15 protein-coding genes are annotated in these 16,519 nt (G+C 63.1%); 8 read left to right on the top strand and 7 right to left on the bottom strand.

Features of this window, described 5'->3' with window-relative positions:
- Nucleotides 1-15 precede the first annotated feature (15 nt).
- From H9L15_RS08845 to H9L15_RS08830, 4 genes are read left to right on the top strand one after another with little or no spacing between them, the layout of a single operon-like run.
- Nucleotides 16-3,351: a HAMP domain-containing protein gene (locus H9L15_RS08845; RefSeq protein ID WP_187715949.1), complete on the top strand. Its 3,336-nt coding sequence runs from the start codon at nt 16-18 to the stop codon at nt 3,349-3,351.
- Complete coding sequence (locus H9L15_RS08840) at nt 3,348-3,908, top strand: histidine kinase dimerization/phospho-acceptor domain-containing protein (protein ID WP_187715948.1); 561 nt, start codon at nt 3,348-3,350, stop codon at nt 3,906-3,908. The genes H9L15_RS08845 and H9L15_RS08840 overlap by 4 nt, the downstream gene beginning before the upstream one ends.
- Nucleotides 3,881-5,038, top strand: coding sequence for an ATP-binding protein (locus H9L15_RS08835; protein WP_187715947.1), 1,158 nt, complete (start codon nt 3,881-3,883; stop codon nt 5,036-5,038). Before H9L15_RS08840 ends, H9L15_RS08835 begins: the two co-directional genes overlap by 28 nt.
- The gene (locus H9L15_RS08830; RefSeq protein ID WP_262984760.1) at nt 4,977-5,855 is read left to right on the top strand and encodes a serine hydrolase; all 879 of its coding nucleotides are present in this window, start codon (nt 4,977-4,979) and stop codon (nt 5,853-5,855) included. The genes H9L15_RS08835 and H9L15_RS08830 overlap by 62 nt, the downstream gene beginning before the upstream one ends.
- A gap of 835 nt (nt 5,856-6,690) precedes the next feature.
- On the opposite strand, the gene H9L15_RS08825 is transcribed toward H9L15_RS08830, so the two are convergent.
- From H9L15_RS08825 to H9L15_RS08795, 7 genes are all read right to left on the bottom strand, one after another.
- A complete protein-coding gene (locus H9L15_RS08825) occupies nt 6,691-7,137 on the bottom strand; it encodes a hypothetical protein (RefSeq protein WP_187713850.1) in 447 nt (148 codons plus the stop codon).
- 123 nt (nt 7,138-7,260) lie between these two features.
- The gene (locus H9L15_RS08820; RefSeq protein WP_187713849.1) at nt 7,261-7,734 is read right to left on the bottom strand and encodes a hypothetical protein; all 474 of its coding nucleotides are present in this window, start codon (nt 7,732-7,734) and stop codon (nt 7,261-7,263) included.
- Between the two features lie 216 nt (nt 7,735-7,950).
- Nucleotides 7,951-8,589, bottom strand: a complete 639-nt coding sequence (locus H9L15_RS08815; protein ID WP_187713848.1) for a fimbrial biogenesis chaperone — start codon at nt 8,587-8,589, stop codon at nt 7,951-7,953.
- A gap of 7 nt (nt 8,590-8,596) precedes the next feature.
- The gene (locus H9L15_RS08810; RefSeq protein WP_187713847.1) at nt 8,597-9,013 is read right to left on the bottom strand and encodes a CS1-pili formation C-terminal domain-containing protein; all 417 of its coding nucleotides are present in this window, start codon (nt 9,011-9,013) and stop codon (nt 8,597-8,599) included.
- 247 nt (nt 9,014-9,260) lie between these two features.
- Complete coding sequence (locus H9L15_RS08805) at nt 9,261-10,580, bottom strand: TcfC E-set like domain-containing protein (RefSeq protein WP_187713846.1); 1,320 nt, start codon at nt 10,578-10,580, stop codon at nt 9,261-9,263.
- On the bottom strand, nt 10,550-10,996 hold the full coding sequence (locus H9L15_RS08800; RefSeq protein WP_187713845.1) for a hypothetical protein: 447 nt from the start codon (nt 10,994-10,996) through the stop codon (nt 10,550-10,552). The genes H9L15_RS08805 and H9L15_RS08800 overlap by 31 nt, the downstream gene beginning before the upstream one ends.
- A 617-nt stretch (nt 10,997-11,613) precedes the next feature.
- Nucleotides 11,614-12,159 carry a hypothetical protein gene (locus H9L15_RS08795; RefSeq protein WP_187713844.1) on the bottom strand — a complete coding sequence of 182 codons (546 nt, stop codon included), beginning with the start codon at nt 12,157-12,159 and terminating at the stop codon, nt 11,614-11,616.
- Nucleotides 12,160-13,260: 1,101 nt separating this feature from the next.
- Between H9L15_RS08795 and H9L15_RS08790 the strand changes: the two genes are divergently transcribed.
- The 4 genes from H9L15_RS08790 (at nt 13,261) to H9L15_RS08775 (ending at nt 16,463) form a co-directional block, all read left to right on the top strand.
- Complete coding sequence (locus H9L15_RS08790) at nt 13,261-13,566, top strand: hypothetical protein (RefSeq protein ID WP_187713843.1); 306 nt, start codon at nt 13,261-13,263, stop codon at nt 13,564-13,566.
- Nucleotides 13,554-13,697 (top strand): hypothetical protein, encoded by a 144-nt coding sequence (locus H9L15_RS08785; protein ID WP_187713842.1) that lies wholly within the window; start codon nt 13,554-13,556, stop codon nt 13,695-13,697. The genes H9L15_RS08790 and H9L15_RS08785 overlap by 13 nt, the downstream gene beginning before the upstream one ends.
- Nucleotides 13,698-14,133: 436 nt before the next feature.
- Nucleotides 14,134-15,540: a glycosyltransferase gene (locus H9L15_RS08780; RefSeq protein WP_223276117.1), complete on the top strand. Its 1,407-nt coding sequence runs from the start codon at nt 14,134-14,136 to the stop codon at nt 15,538-15,540.
- Nucleotides 15,537-16,463: a hypothetical protein gene (locus H9L15_RS08775; RefSeq protein ID WP_187713841.1), complete on the top strand. Its 927-nt coding sequence runs from the start codon at nt 15,537-15,539 to the stop codon at nt 16,461-16,463. Before H9L15_RS08780 ends, H9L15_RS08775 begins: the two co-directional genes overlap by 4 nt.
- Nucleotides 16,464-16,519 lie beyond the last annotated feature (56 nt).

Here is a 16,519-nt window from a genome sequence, read left to right as displayed (position 1 = left end):
CGACCGGAGAGTAGAGTGAACATCCAGGCCCAGCGGGACTTCATCGATCGCCGCCAGCTCGTCAGCGCTCTTCGGGCGTTGCGCCGCGGCGATTTCAGCGTTCGCCTTCCCGAAGACGTTGATGGCGCAGACGGCGAAATTGCCAGCCTCTTCAACGAGGTGGTTGGCATGAACGAAGCTATCACCCAGGAATTCGAACGGCTTTCCAAGGTCGTCGGCAAAGAGGGGAAGATCACTCAGCGGGCCCGAGTCCGCGGCGCCAGCGGCGGGTGGGACACGAAGCTTCGCGCCGTCAACGACCTGATTGACGACATGGTCCAACCGACCGCGGAAGTGTCGCGAGTCATCGGCGCCGTCGCCAAGGGCGATCTCTCACAATCGATGACCACCGAGATCGACGGGCGTCCGCTGCGCGGCGAGTTCCTGCGCATCGGCAAGGTCGTGAACACCATGGTCGAGCAGCTCGCCTCCTTCGCCTCGGAAGTGACCCGCGTGGCCCGCGAAGTCGGCACCGAAGGCAAGCTAGGCGGTCAGGCACGGGTGAAGGGCGTCGCCGGTACGTGGAAGGACCTCACCGACAACGTGAACGCGATGGCCACCAACCTCACGGGGCAGGTCCGCAATATCGCTGAGGTGACGACCGCCGTGGCTCGCGGCGACTTGTCGAAGAAGATCACCGTCGAGGTGCGGGGCGAGATCCTTGAGCTCAAGAACACGATCAACGTGATGGTGGACCAGCTCAACGGCTTCGCGTCGGAAGTGACTCGCGTGGCGCGCGAGGTCGGCACCGAAGGCAAGCTCGGCGGCCAGGCTCGCGTCGAAGGCGTCGCCGGGACGTGGAAGGACCTCACCGACAACGTGAACCTGATGGCCGAAAACCTGACCGGCCAGGTGCGCAACATTGCCGAGGTGACGACCGCCGTCGCTCGCGGCGACTTGTCGAAGAAGATCACGGTCGACGTGAAGGGCGAGATCCTCGAGCTCAAGAACACCATCAACGTCATGGTGGACCAGCTCAATGGCTTCGCATCCGAAGTGACGCGCGTGGCGCGCGAGGTCGGCACCGAGGGTAAGCTCGGCGGACAGGCGCAGGTGCCGGGCGTCGCCGGAACCTGGGCAGACCTCACCAACAACGTGAACTTGATGGCGGCGAACCTGACGGGCCAGGTTCGTAACATCGCCGAAGTGACGACCGCGGTCGCGAAGGGCGATCTTTCCAAGAAGATCACCGTCGACGTGAAGGGCGAAATCCTGGAGCTGAAGGACACCATCAATACCATGGTGGACCAGCTCAACTCGTTCGCGTCCGAGGTGACTCGCGTGGCGCGCGAAGTGGGTTCGGAAGGCAAGCTTGGCGGTCAGGCGCAGGTGGAAGGCGTGGCCGGCACCTGGGCCGACCTCACCGACAACGTGAACCTGATGGCGGGTAACCTGACAGGCCAGGTCCGTAACATCGCCGAGGTGACGACGGCCGTCGCGAAGGGCGATCTTTCCAAGAAGATTACCGTCGATGTGAAGGGTGAAATCCTTGAGCTGAAGAACACCATCAACACGATGGTGGACCAGCTCAACGCATTCGCGTCCGAAGTGACTCGCGTGGCCCGCGAAGTGGGTACGGAAGGGAAGCTCGGCGGACAAGCGCAGGTGGAAGGCGTCGGCGGCACCTGGGCCGACCTCACCGACAACGTGAACCTGATGGCGGCGAACCTGACCGGTCAGGTTCGCAACATCGCCGAGGTGACCACCGCGGTGGCGCTCGGCGACTTGTCCAAGAAGATCACCGTCGACGTGAAGGGCGAAATCCTCGAGCTGAAGAACACCATTAACGTGATGGTCGATCAGCTCAATTCGTTCGCGTCGGAAGTGACTCGCGTGGCGCGCGAAGTCGGCACCGAGGGTCGCCTCGGCGGCCAGGCACAGGTCGAGGGCGTCGGTGGTACGTGGAAGGACCTTACCGACAACGTCAACGCCATGGCCGCGAACCTCACCGGCCAGGTGCGTAACATCGCCGAGGTTACGACCGCCGTGGCGCTCGGCGACTTGTCCAAGAAGATCACGGTCGACGTGAAGGGCGAAATCCTTGAGCTGAAGAACACCATCAACACCATGGTCGACCAGCTCAACTCGTTCGCTTCCGAAGTGACCCGCGTCGCCCGCGAGGTTGGCACCGAAGGCAAGCTCGGTGGCCAGGCGCAGGTCCGCGGCGTCGCGGGAACCTGGAAGGACCTCACCGACAACGTGAACCTGATGGCCGACAACCTCACCGGTCAGGTGCGCAACATCGCCGACGTGACGACCGCCGTGGCGAAGGGCGACCTTTCGAGGAAGATCACGGTGGACGTGAAGGGCGAAATCCTCGCCCTCAAGAACACCATCAACACCATGGTCGATCAGCTCAACGGCTTCGCGTCGGAAGTGACCCGCGTGGCCCGCGAAGTCGGCACCGAGGGAAGCCTCGGCGGGCAGGCGCAGGTGCCGGGCGTCGGCGGAACGTGGAAGGACCTTACCGACAACGTGAACCTGATGGCGACCAACCTGACCAACCAGGTGCGCGGCATCGCCGAGGTCGTGACCGCGGTGGCGCAGGGCAACCTCAAGCGGAAGCTGACGCTCGACGCGAAGGGCGAAATCGCCGCCCTCGCCGACACCATCAACTTCATGATCGATACGCTTTCGACCTTCGGCGACCAGGTGACGAACATGGCCCGCGAGGTTGGTATCGAAGGCCGTCTCGGCGGTCAGGCGCGAGTGCCGGGCGCCGCCGGCCTGTGGCGCGATCTTACCGACAACGTGAACCAGCTCGCGGCGAACCTGACCAACCAGGTCCGCTCGATCGCCGAAGTGTCCACCGCCGTGACCAAGGGCGACTTGACGCGCTCCATCGCCGTCGAGGCGCAGGGCGAGATGGCAGCGCTCAAGGACAATATCAACGAGATGATCCTCAACCTGAAAGAGCAGACGCTCAAGAATGCGGAGCAGGATTGGCTAAAGACCAACCTCGCCCGCTTCTCGCGCATGCTTCAGGGCGAACGCGATCTCGCGACGGTCTCGAACCTGATCATGTCCGAGCTCGCGCCGCTGGTGAACGCGCAATACGGCGTGTTCTACGTCACCAAGCGCGAAGAGGATGAAACCAAGCTGGAGCTGGTCGCCAGCTACGGCGCGGAGAGCCAGGAGCAGCTCAAGCAGGAATTCAAGCTTCGCGAGGGACTGATCGGGCAAGCGGCGGCCGATCGCCGGCCCATCCTGCTGAAGGATGCGCCGCCCGACTTTATCCGTATCGGTTCGGGCCTTGGCCACGCCAAGCCGTCCAGCGTCAGCATCCTCCCGCCCTCTTCGAGGACGAGGTGAAGGCGGTCATCGAGCTCGCTTCGTTCAGCGAGTTCAACGAAACTCACCAAAGCTTCCTCGACCAGTTGATGGAATCGGTCGGCATCGTTCTCAACACGATCGCCGCGACCATGCGCACCGAAGGTCTGCTCAAGCAGTCCCAGCTGTTGACCCAGGAGCTCCAGGCCCGCCAGACGGAACTGACCCGCAAGCAGCAGGAACTTCACGCCACCAACGAGGAGCTTCAGGAGAAGGCGCAGCTTCTCGAAAACGAGAAGAAGCAGGTCGAAGGCAAGAATATCGAAATCGAGATGGCTCGCCGCGCGGTCGAGGAGAAGGCCGAGCAGCTCGCCCTCACCTCGAAGTACAAGTCCGAGTTCCTCGCGAACATGAGCCACGAGCTGCGGACGCCCCTCAACTCGCTGCTGATCCTGTCGAAGCTGCTGTCGGACAACGCGCAGGGCAATCTCAACGACAAGCAGGTCGAGTTCGCGAAGACAATCAACTCCGCGGGTCCGACCTCCTCAACCTCATCAACGACATCCTCGATTTGTCGAAGATCGAGTCCGGCACGGTGACGATCGAGGTGGGCGAGATGCCGGTGCAGCACCTGAAGCAGCACATGGAGCGGACCTTCCGTCAGCTCGCGGCCGACAAGAACCTCGACTTCAACGTCAAGTTCGAAGGCAAGCTGCCGCAGACGATCCGCACCGACGAGAAGAGGCTTCAGCAGATCGTCCTCAACCTGCTGTCGAACGCCTTCAAATTCACGTCGCGGGGCAGCGTTACGCTGGGGGTCCGGTCCGCCACCAGCGGTTGGAGCGAAAACCACCCGGTCCTCCGCAACGTCGACCGGGCGATCGAGATCGCCGTCACGGATACCGGCATTGGCATTCCGGAAGACAAGCAGAAGCTGATCTTTGAGGCGTTTCAGCAGGCCGACGGCACGACTAGCCGCAAGTACGGCGGCACCGGCCTCGGCCTGTCGATCAGTCGCGAGATCGCAAGGCTGCTGGGCGGCGAGTTGCAGGTTCGGTCCAAGCCAGGCGAAGGCTCGGTCTTCACCCTCTACGTTCCGCTAGAAGCCGCCTCCTCATCGGTCGCCTCGGCTGGAACGCCTGCCCGCTACGATAACAGCGGAGCAGTCGTGCCCTCCGCTCTTCCGACCGGATTCGAGGTCACGGACGACCGCGATAATCTCGGCAAGGACAAGTTCGCGCTGATAGTCGAGGACGATGCGACTTTCGCGTCCATCCTTCTCGATGCGGCGCACGAGGCCGGACTGAAGGGCGTGGTCTCGACGGCCGGTGCCGGTACACTGGCCATGGCGCGGAAGCTTCAGCCCACGGTGATCACGCTCGACCTTGGACTCGCGGACATCGACGGCTTCGTCCTTCTCGATCTGCTGAAGCACGATCCCGATACGCGGCACATTCCGATCCATGTCATTTCCGGAGCTGAACACAGCAGCTCGGTACTCGGAATGGGAGCGTCCGGCGTCACGGAGAAGCCGGCCGAGCGATCCGAGTTGGTCGCGATCTTCGCGCCGCTCGTCGAGGAGGCGGAGCGGCAAACACCCCGCCGCCGCAAGAAGACGGGACCTTTGCGCCCAGCCGTCCGGTCCCGAGCTCACAGGCGCCAAGGTGTTGATTGTCGACGACGACATCCGGAACATATTCTCGCTGACAAGCGTCCTCGAAAGCCATGACGTGGAGGTCCTCCACGCCGAGCGGGGCAAGGACGGAATCTTGATTCTGGAGCAGACGCCGGACGTCGATGTCGCGCTGATCGACATCATGATGCCGGAAATGGACGGGTACGAAACCATGCGCCAGATCCGCAGCCGTGATGAGCTGACAGACCTGCCGCTCGAACACGGCCAAGTCGTGCGGGTGCGCTGTTACGGCACCCGCAACGTTCGCGGCGACCCGCTCACCCCGCAGTCCATCATGTACGGCGCCTCGCTGACCAAAGCCGTGTTCGCATATACGGTGATGCGACTTGCGGACGAAGGCAAAGTCGCACAGGATGAACCGATTGCCGCAATGCTGTCGAAGCCGCTCCCCGACTACGGCAACCTCGACAAATACGGCAATTGGGGCGACCTCGCTGGTGACAGCCGCTGGCGGAAACTGACGCCCCGCATCCTGCTCTCTCACGCCGGCGGCTTCGCCAATTTTTCGTTCCTGGAGCCTGACCAGAAGCTGAGGTTCCATTTCGAGCCAGGGGGTCGCTACGCCTATTCGGGCGAAGGCCTCATCCTCCTCCAATTCGCGATTGAGCAGAGGCTTGGCCACGGCTTCGAGGAGGACGCCCAGCGCCTGGCGTTCCGCCCGCTTGGCATGACAGATTCAAGCTTGCACTGGCAGGACCGCTTTGCCGGGCGCCTCGCCGACGGCTGGCAAGTCGATGGTACGGCCATCCTCCATGACCGACGGGATAACGTCAGGGTGGCGGGCTCCATGGACACGACGATTGCCGACATGGCGAAGTTCGCATCGGCGCTCGTCACGGGGTTGGCCTGAGCCAGGCAAGTCACCAGGCCATGCTGGCGCCGCAACTCCCAATCACGACGGCCACGCAGTTTCCAACCTTGCAAAGTGAAGTCCCGCAAGCCCGGCGTGTCGCAGGATTGGCGGCCGGCTTGGGCGTTGTCGTTTTTGACGGGCCGCAGGGGCGAGGCTTTTACAAGGGTGGCCACGATGACCAGACGGGGAACGTCATGGTTTGCCTTCGCCAGGGCAGCGGTGCGTCGTCCTCCTTGGCAATGACGTGCGCGCCGAGCGGGCGTTCCCGGCGATCGTCAAGGCCGTCCTCGGCGACACCGGCGTGCCGTGGCAATGGGAATATGGGATCCAGCAGCCTTGACGGTGGAGGACGCGTCGGCCACGCTTTTGACGCGTTTTATCCCATGACCGTGGCTAAGAAAATGTCATGGGCGTCGCCGCCTTGACGCGACGCTAGGCCATGCCAAGCGGGTGCGCGGCATGTGTCACTACAAAAGTGACAAAAGTTACTGCAAGCGCCGCCGGACCGGGCCTTTCCACTTTTGTCGAAATGGGCATGCCCAGGGCGCCGGTCCGTCACTTGCCCCTTCCCTACTTGAGGGCGCTGCGGCTTTCGCCAGCGCTGCCGAATTCCCTCCGATCCGGTTCGACAGGCAAGGTTGCGGTAAGGCACGCCGCCTAGATGGAAACCAGCACGTTCGTCCCCCACGGCGAACGTGACGAACCAAAAAGGGGAGGCCCGATGTCCAATTCCTCGGGCCTCCCCAATTCCCGTCAATGAGGGCAAGCCCCAGGCTGTCGCGGAAGACTCCGGGCTTCCCCGGCGACCAGCACAGCACGCTACTTTCGGCGGCTAACGTCGCTGGCGGTCGCCGGCCAAAGCGTCGCTGAGAAAAGCGTCCAGGCCCGCCCGTCCCCTCGGGGTCAAAATGACCGTAGCGCTGGAAGACAGCCCACTGACCTGGACGAGTTTCTCACTGGCCAGATGCGAAAGCCAGCGCCGCGCAATGCCTTCAGACACTCCCGACAACATCGCCAGCTGATCAACGCCAAGCCCACTGCCGGTCGACACGTACAGCAGCAGGAGCATTTCCCAGCCGGGCTCACCGAAGGTCGCCGCGCCGAAATGCTTGGCCCGCCGCTGTCGCAGCGTGAGGATGCGCCGGGCTTCGTGCTTGAGTGCCCGTCGGTCGCTTTCGATGCGAGAAAAAAGCTGTTCGGGCAGGTTGGGCGAGGGATCATCCGGAGACGCCGGCAGCTGCCCGCCCCGCTTGAAACGCTCGTGACCCGGATCCCTCAACCCCGTTACTCCCGCGCAAACGATACATGCGCCGTGATCATTTCACCGAGCGGGACGACGCTAGCGGGGCACGAGGTCCCCGCAAGGGACACGGCGACCCGTGCTGCGTTCAGAGACTCGGGACTATGGGAGGAGGATCTTGATGCCGCTCAGTATTTTTGCCCTTCCATCCTCGCAATGCGGCGCAGCAACGAGGCGGACCCTTCGCGTTTCTCCGACGGCGGCACGAATTTCCACGTCGAGCGAAAATCCCTGCCGGTGGTCGATAGCGTAGGACCGCAATCGCTCAAGCTCGAAACGCGATTGTCCGGTGTAACAAGCGACGCACTGCGCGCGCGAAACGGCTTGCCCGCGCGCAAAGCCGAAAATGTCGTACACTCCGCCCGACCAGGTCAAAGCGTTATTCTCAAGGTCGCACTGGAACGCGCCGACGTGGTGATTGCTGACGGCCCCGACGACTGACGGAGAGACGGCATCAATCGCTGCGCAATTGAGCAGGCTTGCGAGGTCGACGTGACGGGACAGGGCCAAGGCGGGCCACACCTGCTTGAGGCGGCGAGGATGGACATCCTCCTTGTTGAGTCCGGCGAGATCCATGGCTGTGCCCAGATAACGCCAGTGTTGCGAACGACAAAGGCTGTTGTCGACCAGCGAACGCTGCCCGGCGTCGCCCGTTCAAGTTTGCCCACGACGCTTGCCAGCGCGGCGCGCTTTCCATTCCGGCCCCGTGCCGTTGACTCACACCCTGTCAAAAGCTTTGCTTGGTCGCCTTGCCATTGACGACCACGGTATAGCTAACCGCTCCATCCGACTTCAGGGGACAGCCCAACGGGCGCCGGCATAGAGTCGCTTTCCCGGGAGCGGGACGCAATTGGTCTTGGGCGACGTGCACTGGCTGCCGTCGACCAGCTCGAGGCTTGCGTTACCGTCGTTGCGAAACACCAATTGCCTGCCGTCGCGGGAGGCCGCCAGCCGCGGCAGCGGCGCCGTTGGCCGCACCAGCACCAGGACGTCATAGCCAACAAGCAGCTTCAAGCCCGATTCAGCGGCGCTCAGTTCACCAGTCACCGGCTTGACGGTCACTCGGTACACGCGCTCACGGTCCGAACGCGCGCCGATCGCGGCCACCCGAAGCAACTTGCGCTGCCCGGGCTCAAGGATCATTCGCGCCGGGGACACGAGCAGGCCGCGCTTTTCGGGATCCGGCTCGGTGACCCTCCGCTCCTCGCTCGACCCGGCGCCGACGATCTCGCTCGGTTCAGCCAGAATGTAGGAGCGCTCATCCGAGTTGTTCCAAATTTCGATATCGGCGCGCGTCTCGTCCGTCTTCGCCAGGTCGATGATCAACTGGCTCAAGACCAGCTCGGCGCGACCGGCGCTCGTCACCGACAACAAAGTGGCAGCCAACACGGCGTGACGCGCAAAGCGCGAAAGCGCGAAGGTCTTGGTCATTTGCAAATCACCTCTCCAAGGCGGGCATAGTCACCCTCCAAATGAACACCCGCAAGCGACACCGTGCAGGGAGGCGATCCCCTGCCTGAAACTCGAGCGTTTCGCCCGGCGCCGCATCGACTTGGAAATAGCCGTTTTCATCGGTCTGTCCGGTTTCGGTGGATGATTTGATGGCGGCGTTCACCAACGGTGACCCATTGGCCGCGACGGCTTTGCCGAACACGGTAACGAGACGGTCCGCGCTCCAGCGAAGGTGCTGCACTGTCCCTGGATACAAAGTGATGGTGCGTGACTGGCTGTCGTAAGCGACCGGGACTGCCTCGACTGGCTGCAGCCGGAGCTGATAGGCGTGATAGGCCTCCAGGAAAATTGGAACGCTCGATCCAGCAGTCAATCGCGCCCTCGGCACGTCGTCGATCAGCACGTCAAACGCCGTATTGCTTGAGCTTCCGGCCAGTGTTGCAATGACTGCGCTCTGGTTGAGGTCACGCCCGCCGACTTTGAGCGCGCTCGACCCGAACGCGACGCCGGTCTGGAAGTTAAAGCCATATTGCGTCGCGCTTCCCCCTCGATGCCCTGCAGGACTTCGACCCGCGCGCTGCCCAACTGACTGCCGATCTCGGCATTGGCCCTAGCCGTCGTTGTCTCGACGTCGCGCTGGATGGCTGCCTCTAACGCAACCTGCGTGTGGTCCTCGGTTTCGTTGAACCACTGCGCACTGAGGCTCCCCACCGCACGGGCGGATCGGCGCCCATCGTCGCGGTCCTTGAGACTGGCATAGCCCGCGGTCGCAACGGCGGACTTGCCGCCATCGGTGTATAGAAGGCGGACCCCGCGAATGCTGCGGCCGTGCTCCTGCTGCGCTGCGCGTCGGCGTTCAGGATCAGTTGGAAGCCGCCGCGGTTAAGGACCGGCCAGCTGATGGCGGGCCCGATGCTGTAGTCGGAGCGATACCCCTCGTCGTGCCGGTAGGACCCGGAAAGACTGAGGAACGCAGAGCCGATGGAGTAGGTCACGCTGCCCGTCGCTTGCGCATAGGAGCCGCTTAGCGACTGTGCCCCTAATGGCGGGACCGATCCGAAATTGTCGACATAGGTCGGCAGCGGGATAAGCGGCTCGCCGGTCTTGCTCCACACCCGGCGAACGTCGAGGCTAAAGTTCAACTTGCTCATGCCGGACGACCCCAACTGGAGAAGAACGCCCTTGTCGCCCTTTCCGGAAATCAGCGCGGCAGCCCGCACCCTGGCGACGTCGGTGATCAGCCATCCCCCAAGCTGCGCGATGGGCTTGTCTTCGGTGCCAAGGATGGCCGCATCGACCGCGACTTTCTCGTTCAAGCGATAGGCCGCGCCGACCTGGTAGTAGACCGTGTTGGAAACGCTGATCGCTCGGTCCGCGCGCGTATTGGCAAGCAGCCCCGCGAAGGCGAAATAGACGGGCTTGCCCAGCGGCGCGATGGCGGAGCTTTTGACGAAGAAGCGGCGCTCCTCGCGCACGCTTCCGTCGGGTGCCCGAATGCGCAGGAGCAATGTGTAGGAGCCGTCGGGCAGCGCTGACGAGTCAATGGCCTGGTTTCCGGCGGGATAGCTGCCGGACGTCACGAGCCGCCCGTCGATGAGGATTTCCACTCGGGAAGGCTGGCTGAGGAACAGGATGAGCGGCGTTGCCTGCAGCGCTTCGTGGTCAACGCGCGTATCGAATTGCGTTGTAAAGCCCACGCCGGCAATCCGCCGCCGTCCGGTGAAGTCGATCCCGGGCGCCCAGAACAGGCCGGCCGCGTAGCGGTGCTGGCGGGTGTCGACCTCGGCGACGAGGTCGTCGACGATGAACCCCAGGTCCGAGGCGTAAGCGCTGTCGCTCCTGATCCTGCCGTTGCGAAAACCCAGGATCGTTCGGTTCTGGAAGTTGTAGACCGTCTCGCCTTGCGTCGAGCCGGCAATCGCCCCGCCGATCGAGCTGGTTAAAGACAAGGGCGTGGTGGGCGGCTGCAAATACGCATCGCTTGACCCACGACGTTCAGGAAGCGCGGGTTGACGAAGAGGTCGAGCCTGAACCGGTCCGCGTCGTAAATGACGTCGATGTCTTGGGTCTCGAGCGGCTTGCAGCTTGTCGAGCCCGGAACCGGACAGACTTGGGCGACGTGATCGGGCAGCTTGCCCGATAGTCGAGCCATGACCTCGGGCGACGCACGTAACTCGGGCAGGACCTTGAACAGCTGCGCTGGATCCTTGAACGTCACCGAACCCGGCTGCGCAATCAGCCAGGCTTCGCCGACTTTGCGGTTGCCGAAGTAGAGATCCGCGACAACTTCGCGGGGCTGCTCGAGCTCACCGAAGCCGGCGGGCGGGCCGACGGCCTTGATGACGCTTGAATTGGCAAGCGCGGCCATCGGCAAAGTTGCCGTCATGACGCCACTACAGCCCAGCAACATGGCGGCGCGAATTTTGCAGCGCTTCCGCATTTGGGCTTATTCGGGTCCGATGACCAAAGTGAGCGTGCCGGCGTAGGACCCCGCCCGGGCATTCGACAACGTCGTCGAGCGCAGGACAACGATGAGCGACGCCGACGTCGCCGGGCCGCTGTTGCAGGATTGCTGCGTCGCGGTGCTGGTGAGCCCGGTCAGGGTGACGTTCGGGCTGAGCTGGGTGCCAGAGGACTGGCCAGCCGAAGGACTCCACTGGACGTCATAGGCAAGCTGGTTACCGCCGGACAGCAGCGCAAAGCTGCCGCCTGGCGCCGACCCCGTGGCCGTAACATGATAACCCTGGTCGCCGCCTGCGAGAAGACGCAGACGCTTTGATTGCGAACGGCGTCAACGCCGAGGTTCGTCAGGGACCCGAACGCGACATCACTCAGCTTGGTGATCCGGACACGCTGGGCGGCGGCGGGACTTGGCGCAACGGCAGCGGCAAGCAGGCCGACGGCGAGCACGAGGAGAAGCCGCATGGCGCGAACGGGCGCCGCGCCGCTTGGCGTCGTCATGGGAACGACGGCAGGAGGCGACGGCGCCACGATTTGCGGGCCTTATTCGGGCGCGACCAGGAGGGTGAGCGTGCCCGTGTAGTTCGTCGCAGCAGTCATCGTCTGGAGATCGGTTGCAGCGATCTTGACGATGAGGCTCGCGCTCGAGGACGGGCCCGACGCGCAGTTTGAATTCGTTGCGAGCGAAGTCTGACCCGTGAGCGGCGTTCCGACCGCGAGGGCCGTGCCGCTGGTCTGCCCGGACGACGCGCTCCACTCGACCGTATAGGGAACTGTCAGGCTCGCATTGGCCAGGGTGAACGCATTGGCCGCGCCGCTTCCGGTCGCCGTCACGCGGTAGCCCTTGGTGCTCGTGTTGCTCCAGACGCAGACGTTCTGGGCGTTGGACGCGTTCAAGCTTGGATCGGCGTTGGTGAACGCGACGTCGCTCAAGCCGCTGATACGGACGCGGTTCGGGACCGAGGCCGAAATCGAGACGGAGCCCGTCGAGGTTGCGCCGAGACTACCTTGTGTCGCCGCCTGAGCCGTGCCTGCTGATGCAAGCACCGCGAGCGCGGCCATGACCGACGGAATATACTTTCTGACCATGAACTGACCCCACCGAGCAAAATTCATCCGAAACGGATCGATTAATCGGCACGGGATACAACCAACAAAGTTAACAGACCGTCAATTTGCCTGCCCCGCCGCCAGCGTAAACGCTCCCCACCCTCGTGAAGTTATGTTTACAAAGCGGGACGGCAATCGGGAAAATTGCTCGAGCTCGAAAGCCGTCATGTTCTATTGGGGTGAAACAATCAGGAGCGACGCTGAGGGCCACTCGATCTCAGGCCCTGCTGGGAGCACAATCCGGGCCTGTTCGCGTTCACAGTCAGCGGCCGAGCCCAGGGCTTGAACGTCGACAGCCTGGCCCGGCTTCAACGCCATCGGTGAACCGGCGTGTTCCAGCGTGGTAGCCGGCCCAGGAAGTTCGCCTGGTGGAAGCAGCGCAATCGAAAATGTCCGAGAGGCCATGGTCGACCAAATGCAGATACCGTGGTCCGAGGAGCGGACGCCCTGCCCTGCCGATCCGCGTGCGAGAGACACGCCCGTCCGCGGCCGGACACTGACGCTGAGGCGAATGCTCGAGCGCGAAGTCGGACCAATGGTGGAGGGTTGTGGTCCGGCTGTCGCGGACGCGCCGGCGGGCAGCGCCAGCACGACGAGGAGCGCTTTTGTCCACAATTGCAAACGTGATCGAGACATGTCGGCATGCGGTCCTTTTGATCGCGAGGATCAGGACCCTGGCGAAGGCCGATTGCTCGGAGCCTAACCATTGCTCCATAGTGGATGGAATTCGCACATACCTCCCCGCCCACGAGGCGAGACGAAGCGCTTCCGGACTTGCCCAGACTGACGCATCACCCAGCGAGGGGATCATTGAGATTCGCAATGATCGCGGGCCTGAAGAAATTTCGAAGGCGTTGCCGCCTTTCAAAAAGGGGTGCTGGCCATACCGAAAACTCCCGCATTTGATATCGATCCGTTTCGGAGCTTTGATTCACCATCTCTCCAAGATTGAGACCGCAGATTGGGGCCGTGTCGTCACCAAGGGGCTCCAGTGCTGTCCAATACCGCCATCAGCGATCCAAGATCTGAACTGCGATCTCACGTTTTTCTCATGGCCGTGCTGCGGACCGCGACTGAGAATTGCCCGGTTCGCGTTCGGAATCTCTCGCCCAGCGGGCGCTGCTGGAGGGAAGCCATTTTCCTGCGGCGGGCCACGCCGTCCTCCTTCGCCGCGGCAGCCGATCCGTGTCCGGTGAGATCGCCTGGGCAACGGATCGTCAATGCGGCGTGCAATTTGCGGAGGCCATCGACGTTGCCGACTGGATGGACCTGGCCGGCCCGTTCGACCAGCAGCGCATCGATGCCACCATTGCCCAGTACCGCAACGGACGGCACTGGAGGCGGGCTCTGCCGCGGCACTGTGCGGGCAACAATTGTCCGGCCTGAGTGCGACCCTGCTGCAGATCACCAGGCGCCTCGCGGATCAGTCCGACCAGTCCCCGGCACTCGCCGAGGAGATCCTCCGTCTTGAAATCCTTGCCCAGGAGCTTGCGGCGATCGGGAAGCTTCAACACTGATGGGCGACCAAGGTTTGCGACCGCCGAAGCGCTTCGATCCGGGTGATCTTGCCGACGTCCCGAGCGCCGATTTGACCAATCGAGAATGCCTGTCCGGTGCCGTGCGTGAGGCCTTTCCCCTGCCCGCTCGGGTGCTTTCAAGGACCTGCTTGACGCAATTGATACCGGTGGCCGCATTCGGCCCTGACCCCCGAGGTCCCCTCCTCGATGGCTTCACCCAACCTCCACTGACGCTTCGGGGGCCCTGCGCAGTGGCCGAGAATCCTTCCGGTTCGGAAGCGTAGTAAACGCAATCTTCACCATCTGATCCTAGTCCGGATGACGGGCACTTCTCCGGATAGTTCAACCTGTTGAGGGTTTTTCAACCGGTTGCGCGACGCGGCCCCGGTTGACCGTGAATGATGGCGCCGCCGCGCGAAGCCCATCGAGGCGCTTCGTGTTCGCGAGCCTTGAGGAATTGCTGAAGGTTTCGATGAACGCGCCAGTATCAACCGACCTCCTGAAGACTGCGGTCCCGTACCGGCGACGCTATCTGTCAGTGCGGATCAAATTCGGCGTCGCCCTGACGATCGCCATCGCGTGGACGGCGTTCAGCGTCAGCGTGGCGTCGGCCTGGATGCGCGATCTCGCCGAGCTCACGAACCCGTTCCTCGCGCTCTGGACGCTCACATTCGTCGCGTTCGTACCGGGGTTCATGAACGCATTCCTGGCGACGTCCCTTCTTCTCGACCGCAGGCCGCCGCGACGAACGCCCCTCTCCTATCCCGGCGTGACCATCCTCATCGCCGCCTACAACGAGGAAGCCGGGCTTGCAGCCACGCTCGAAAGCATTGCCAACCTCAATTATGTCGGCGAGGTCGAAGCACTCGTCCTCAACGACGGCTCCAAAGACCGCACCGTCGAAACCTTTCATTCTGCCCGCAAGTCGCTCCAGCTTCCCGAGAATATTGACGTTCGCCTCCTCGACTTTGAACAGAACCGGGGCAAGGCGGCTGTCCTCAATGACGGCCTTGCCGCCGCTCGCCACGACCTTGTCTGCACTATTGATGGCGATAGCCGCCTCCGCTCCGACAGCTTGAAGGAGATCGTGGAGCGGTACTTGTCGGACCCGCCCGGGACGATGGCTGTCGCCGGCGCGGTCCTGGTGCGAAACAGCCGCGCCAGCCTGGTCACCGCCGCGCAGGAATGGGACTACTTCCACGGCATCTCTGCAGTGAAGCGCATGCAGAGCATGTATCACGGCACGCTTGTCGCGCAGGGTGCTTTTTCCCTGTACCGCAAGTCGGCGCTTGAAGCGGTCGGTGGCTGGCCTGAATCGGTCGGCGAGGACATCGTCATGACTTGGGCGATGCTCGCGAAGGGGTATCGCATCGGCTACGCCGAGGACGCCATCGTCTTCACCGACGCCCCCGCTTCGTTCCGCCAATTCTATCAGCAGCGAAAGCGCTGGTCGCGTGGCCTGATCGAGGCCCTGCAACGGCACAAGAGCTTGCTGTTCAAACCCCGGCTATCGACGCTCTTCGTGTGGTGGAACATGCTGTTCCTGCCGCTCGACCTGACGTTCACGTTCATTTTCATTCCGGGTCTTCTTGCCGCTGCGCTCGGCTATTACTGGATCGCCGGCCCCCTCACGCTGCTGCTGCTCCCGCTCGCGGTGGTGTGGAACGGGGTCATTTTCAGGATCCAGCGCCGGATGTTCGCATCCAAGGGCCTGAAAGTACGCCGCAACGTGGCCGGCCTCCTCTTCTACGTCCTTGTCTACGCCATCGTCATGCAGCCCGTCTGCCTGTGGGGATACGTGTCCGAACTGACGGGCCGCCGCAAAACCTGGGGAACCAAATGATGACCCGCTTCCACTCTCTTCTCCTCGTGGCTGGCTTGGCCTCCCTCCCCTCGCCCGCGGCCGCCCAGGCAAGCGACCAGGCCACCGGGCCCGCCGTTGGCGTGGAGCTGTTTGCAAGCACCGACTCCGACCATACGGACGTGGTCAAGCTCCTTGGGCGTGGCGCAATCCTCGACGCCGGTCCGGATCGCTATTTCGGCGTCGCCATCGAGCAAGCCTGGTTTTCGCCGCTTGGGCAGAAAACCCGCAAGGACCAGCGCGTCTATGCGGATCTTGCCGGAAAGGCGGGCAAGGACTGGCTGTGGAAGGCGCGTCTCGGAACAGATGGCAAGACCTGGCTCGGCTCCGCCAACCTGCGGTCCAAGGATTGGTCGAAGGAAGTGTTCCTCGAACGCGAGATCATTGAAACACCCCGCGGCGTCGACGAGGGCCTGTATTACACGTTCTTGGGCGCCAGCTTCGACGTGCCCGTGGCCAAGGACACGCTGACGTTCACCGGCGCGGTTCAGGCGTTCACGGGGCGGAACGAAAGGCTTCACGCACGGGCGAGTTATGTCCACGTCATCAAGGCGGACATTGGGCTCAGTGCCCAGCTGCGGACCCGTTTTTTTCATTCCACGGCGCCTGGCGAGTATGACTATTACTCTCCCAAGAACTTCTTCCAGCTGTTGCCCGTGGTGCAGATGCGCCGGTTCACCACGTCCGGCTGGATGCTCCTGGGCGCCGTCGGATATGGCGCTCAGCGCGCAACCGGCGGGGGCTGGGCCTCGGCCCGCCTGGCCGAAGTCCGCGTGGAAAGCCCGCGTGGACGGCACGCTTTCAGGGCTTTTGCCCAGGCGCAATATTCAAACAATTCGATCAGTGGATCGGGCAATTATGATTATGTCATGGCCCGGATCGGTTTGACCAAGTCCCTCAATTAAGCCCAGCCGGTCGGCCGGCCAAGGCGGACTTGGTCGGCCGCGCGGCTATTGATGCT

The organism is Sphingomonas daechungensis (assembly GCF_014489495.1).
Lineage (GTDB): Bacteria > Pseudomonadota > Alphaproteobacteria > Sphingomonadales > Sphingomonadaceae > Sphingomicrobium > Sphingomicrobium daechungense.
This window is presented reverse-complemented; position numbering and strand designations above follow the sequence as displayed.

What these genes read in the sequence shown, in the direction of transcription:
- H9L15_RS08820 (WP_187713849.1), bottom strand. Translation starts at nt 7,734, where the DNA reads ATGGATCTCGCCGGACTCAACAAGGAGGATGTCCATCCTCGCCGCCTC.
- H9L15_RS08800 (WP_187713845.1), bottom strand. Translation starts at nt 10,996, where the DNA reads ATGACGGCAACTTTGCCGATGGCCGCGCTTGCCAATTCAAGCGTCATC.
- H9L15_RS08775 (WP_187713841.1), top strand. Translation starts at nt 15,537, where the DNA reads ATGATGACCCGCTTCCACTCTCTTCTCCTCGTGGCTGGCTTGGCCTCC.
- H9L15_RS08815 (WP_187713848.1), bottom strand. Translation starts at nt 8,589, where the DNA reads ATGACCAAGACCTTCGCGCTTTCGCGCTTTGCGCGTCACGCCGTGTTG.
- H9L15_RS08795 (WP_187713844.1), bottom strand. Translation starts at nt 12,159, where the DNA reads ATGGTCAGAAAGTATATTCCGTCGGTCATGGCCGCGCTCGCGGTGCTT.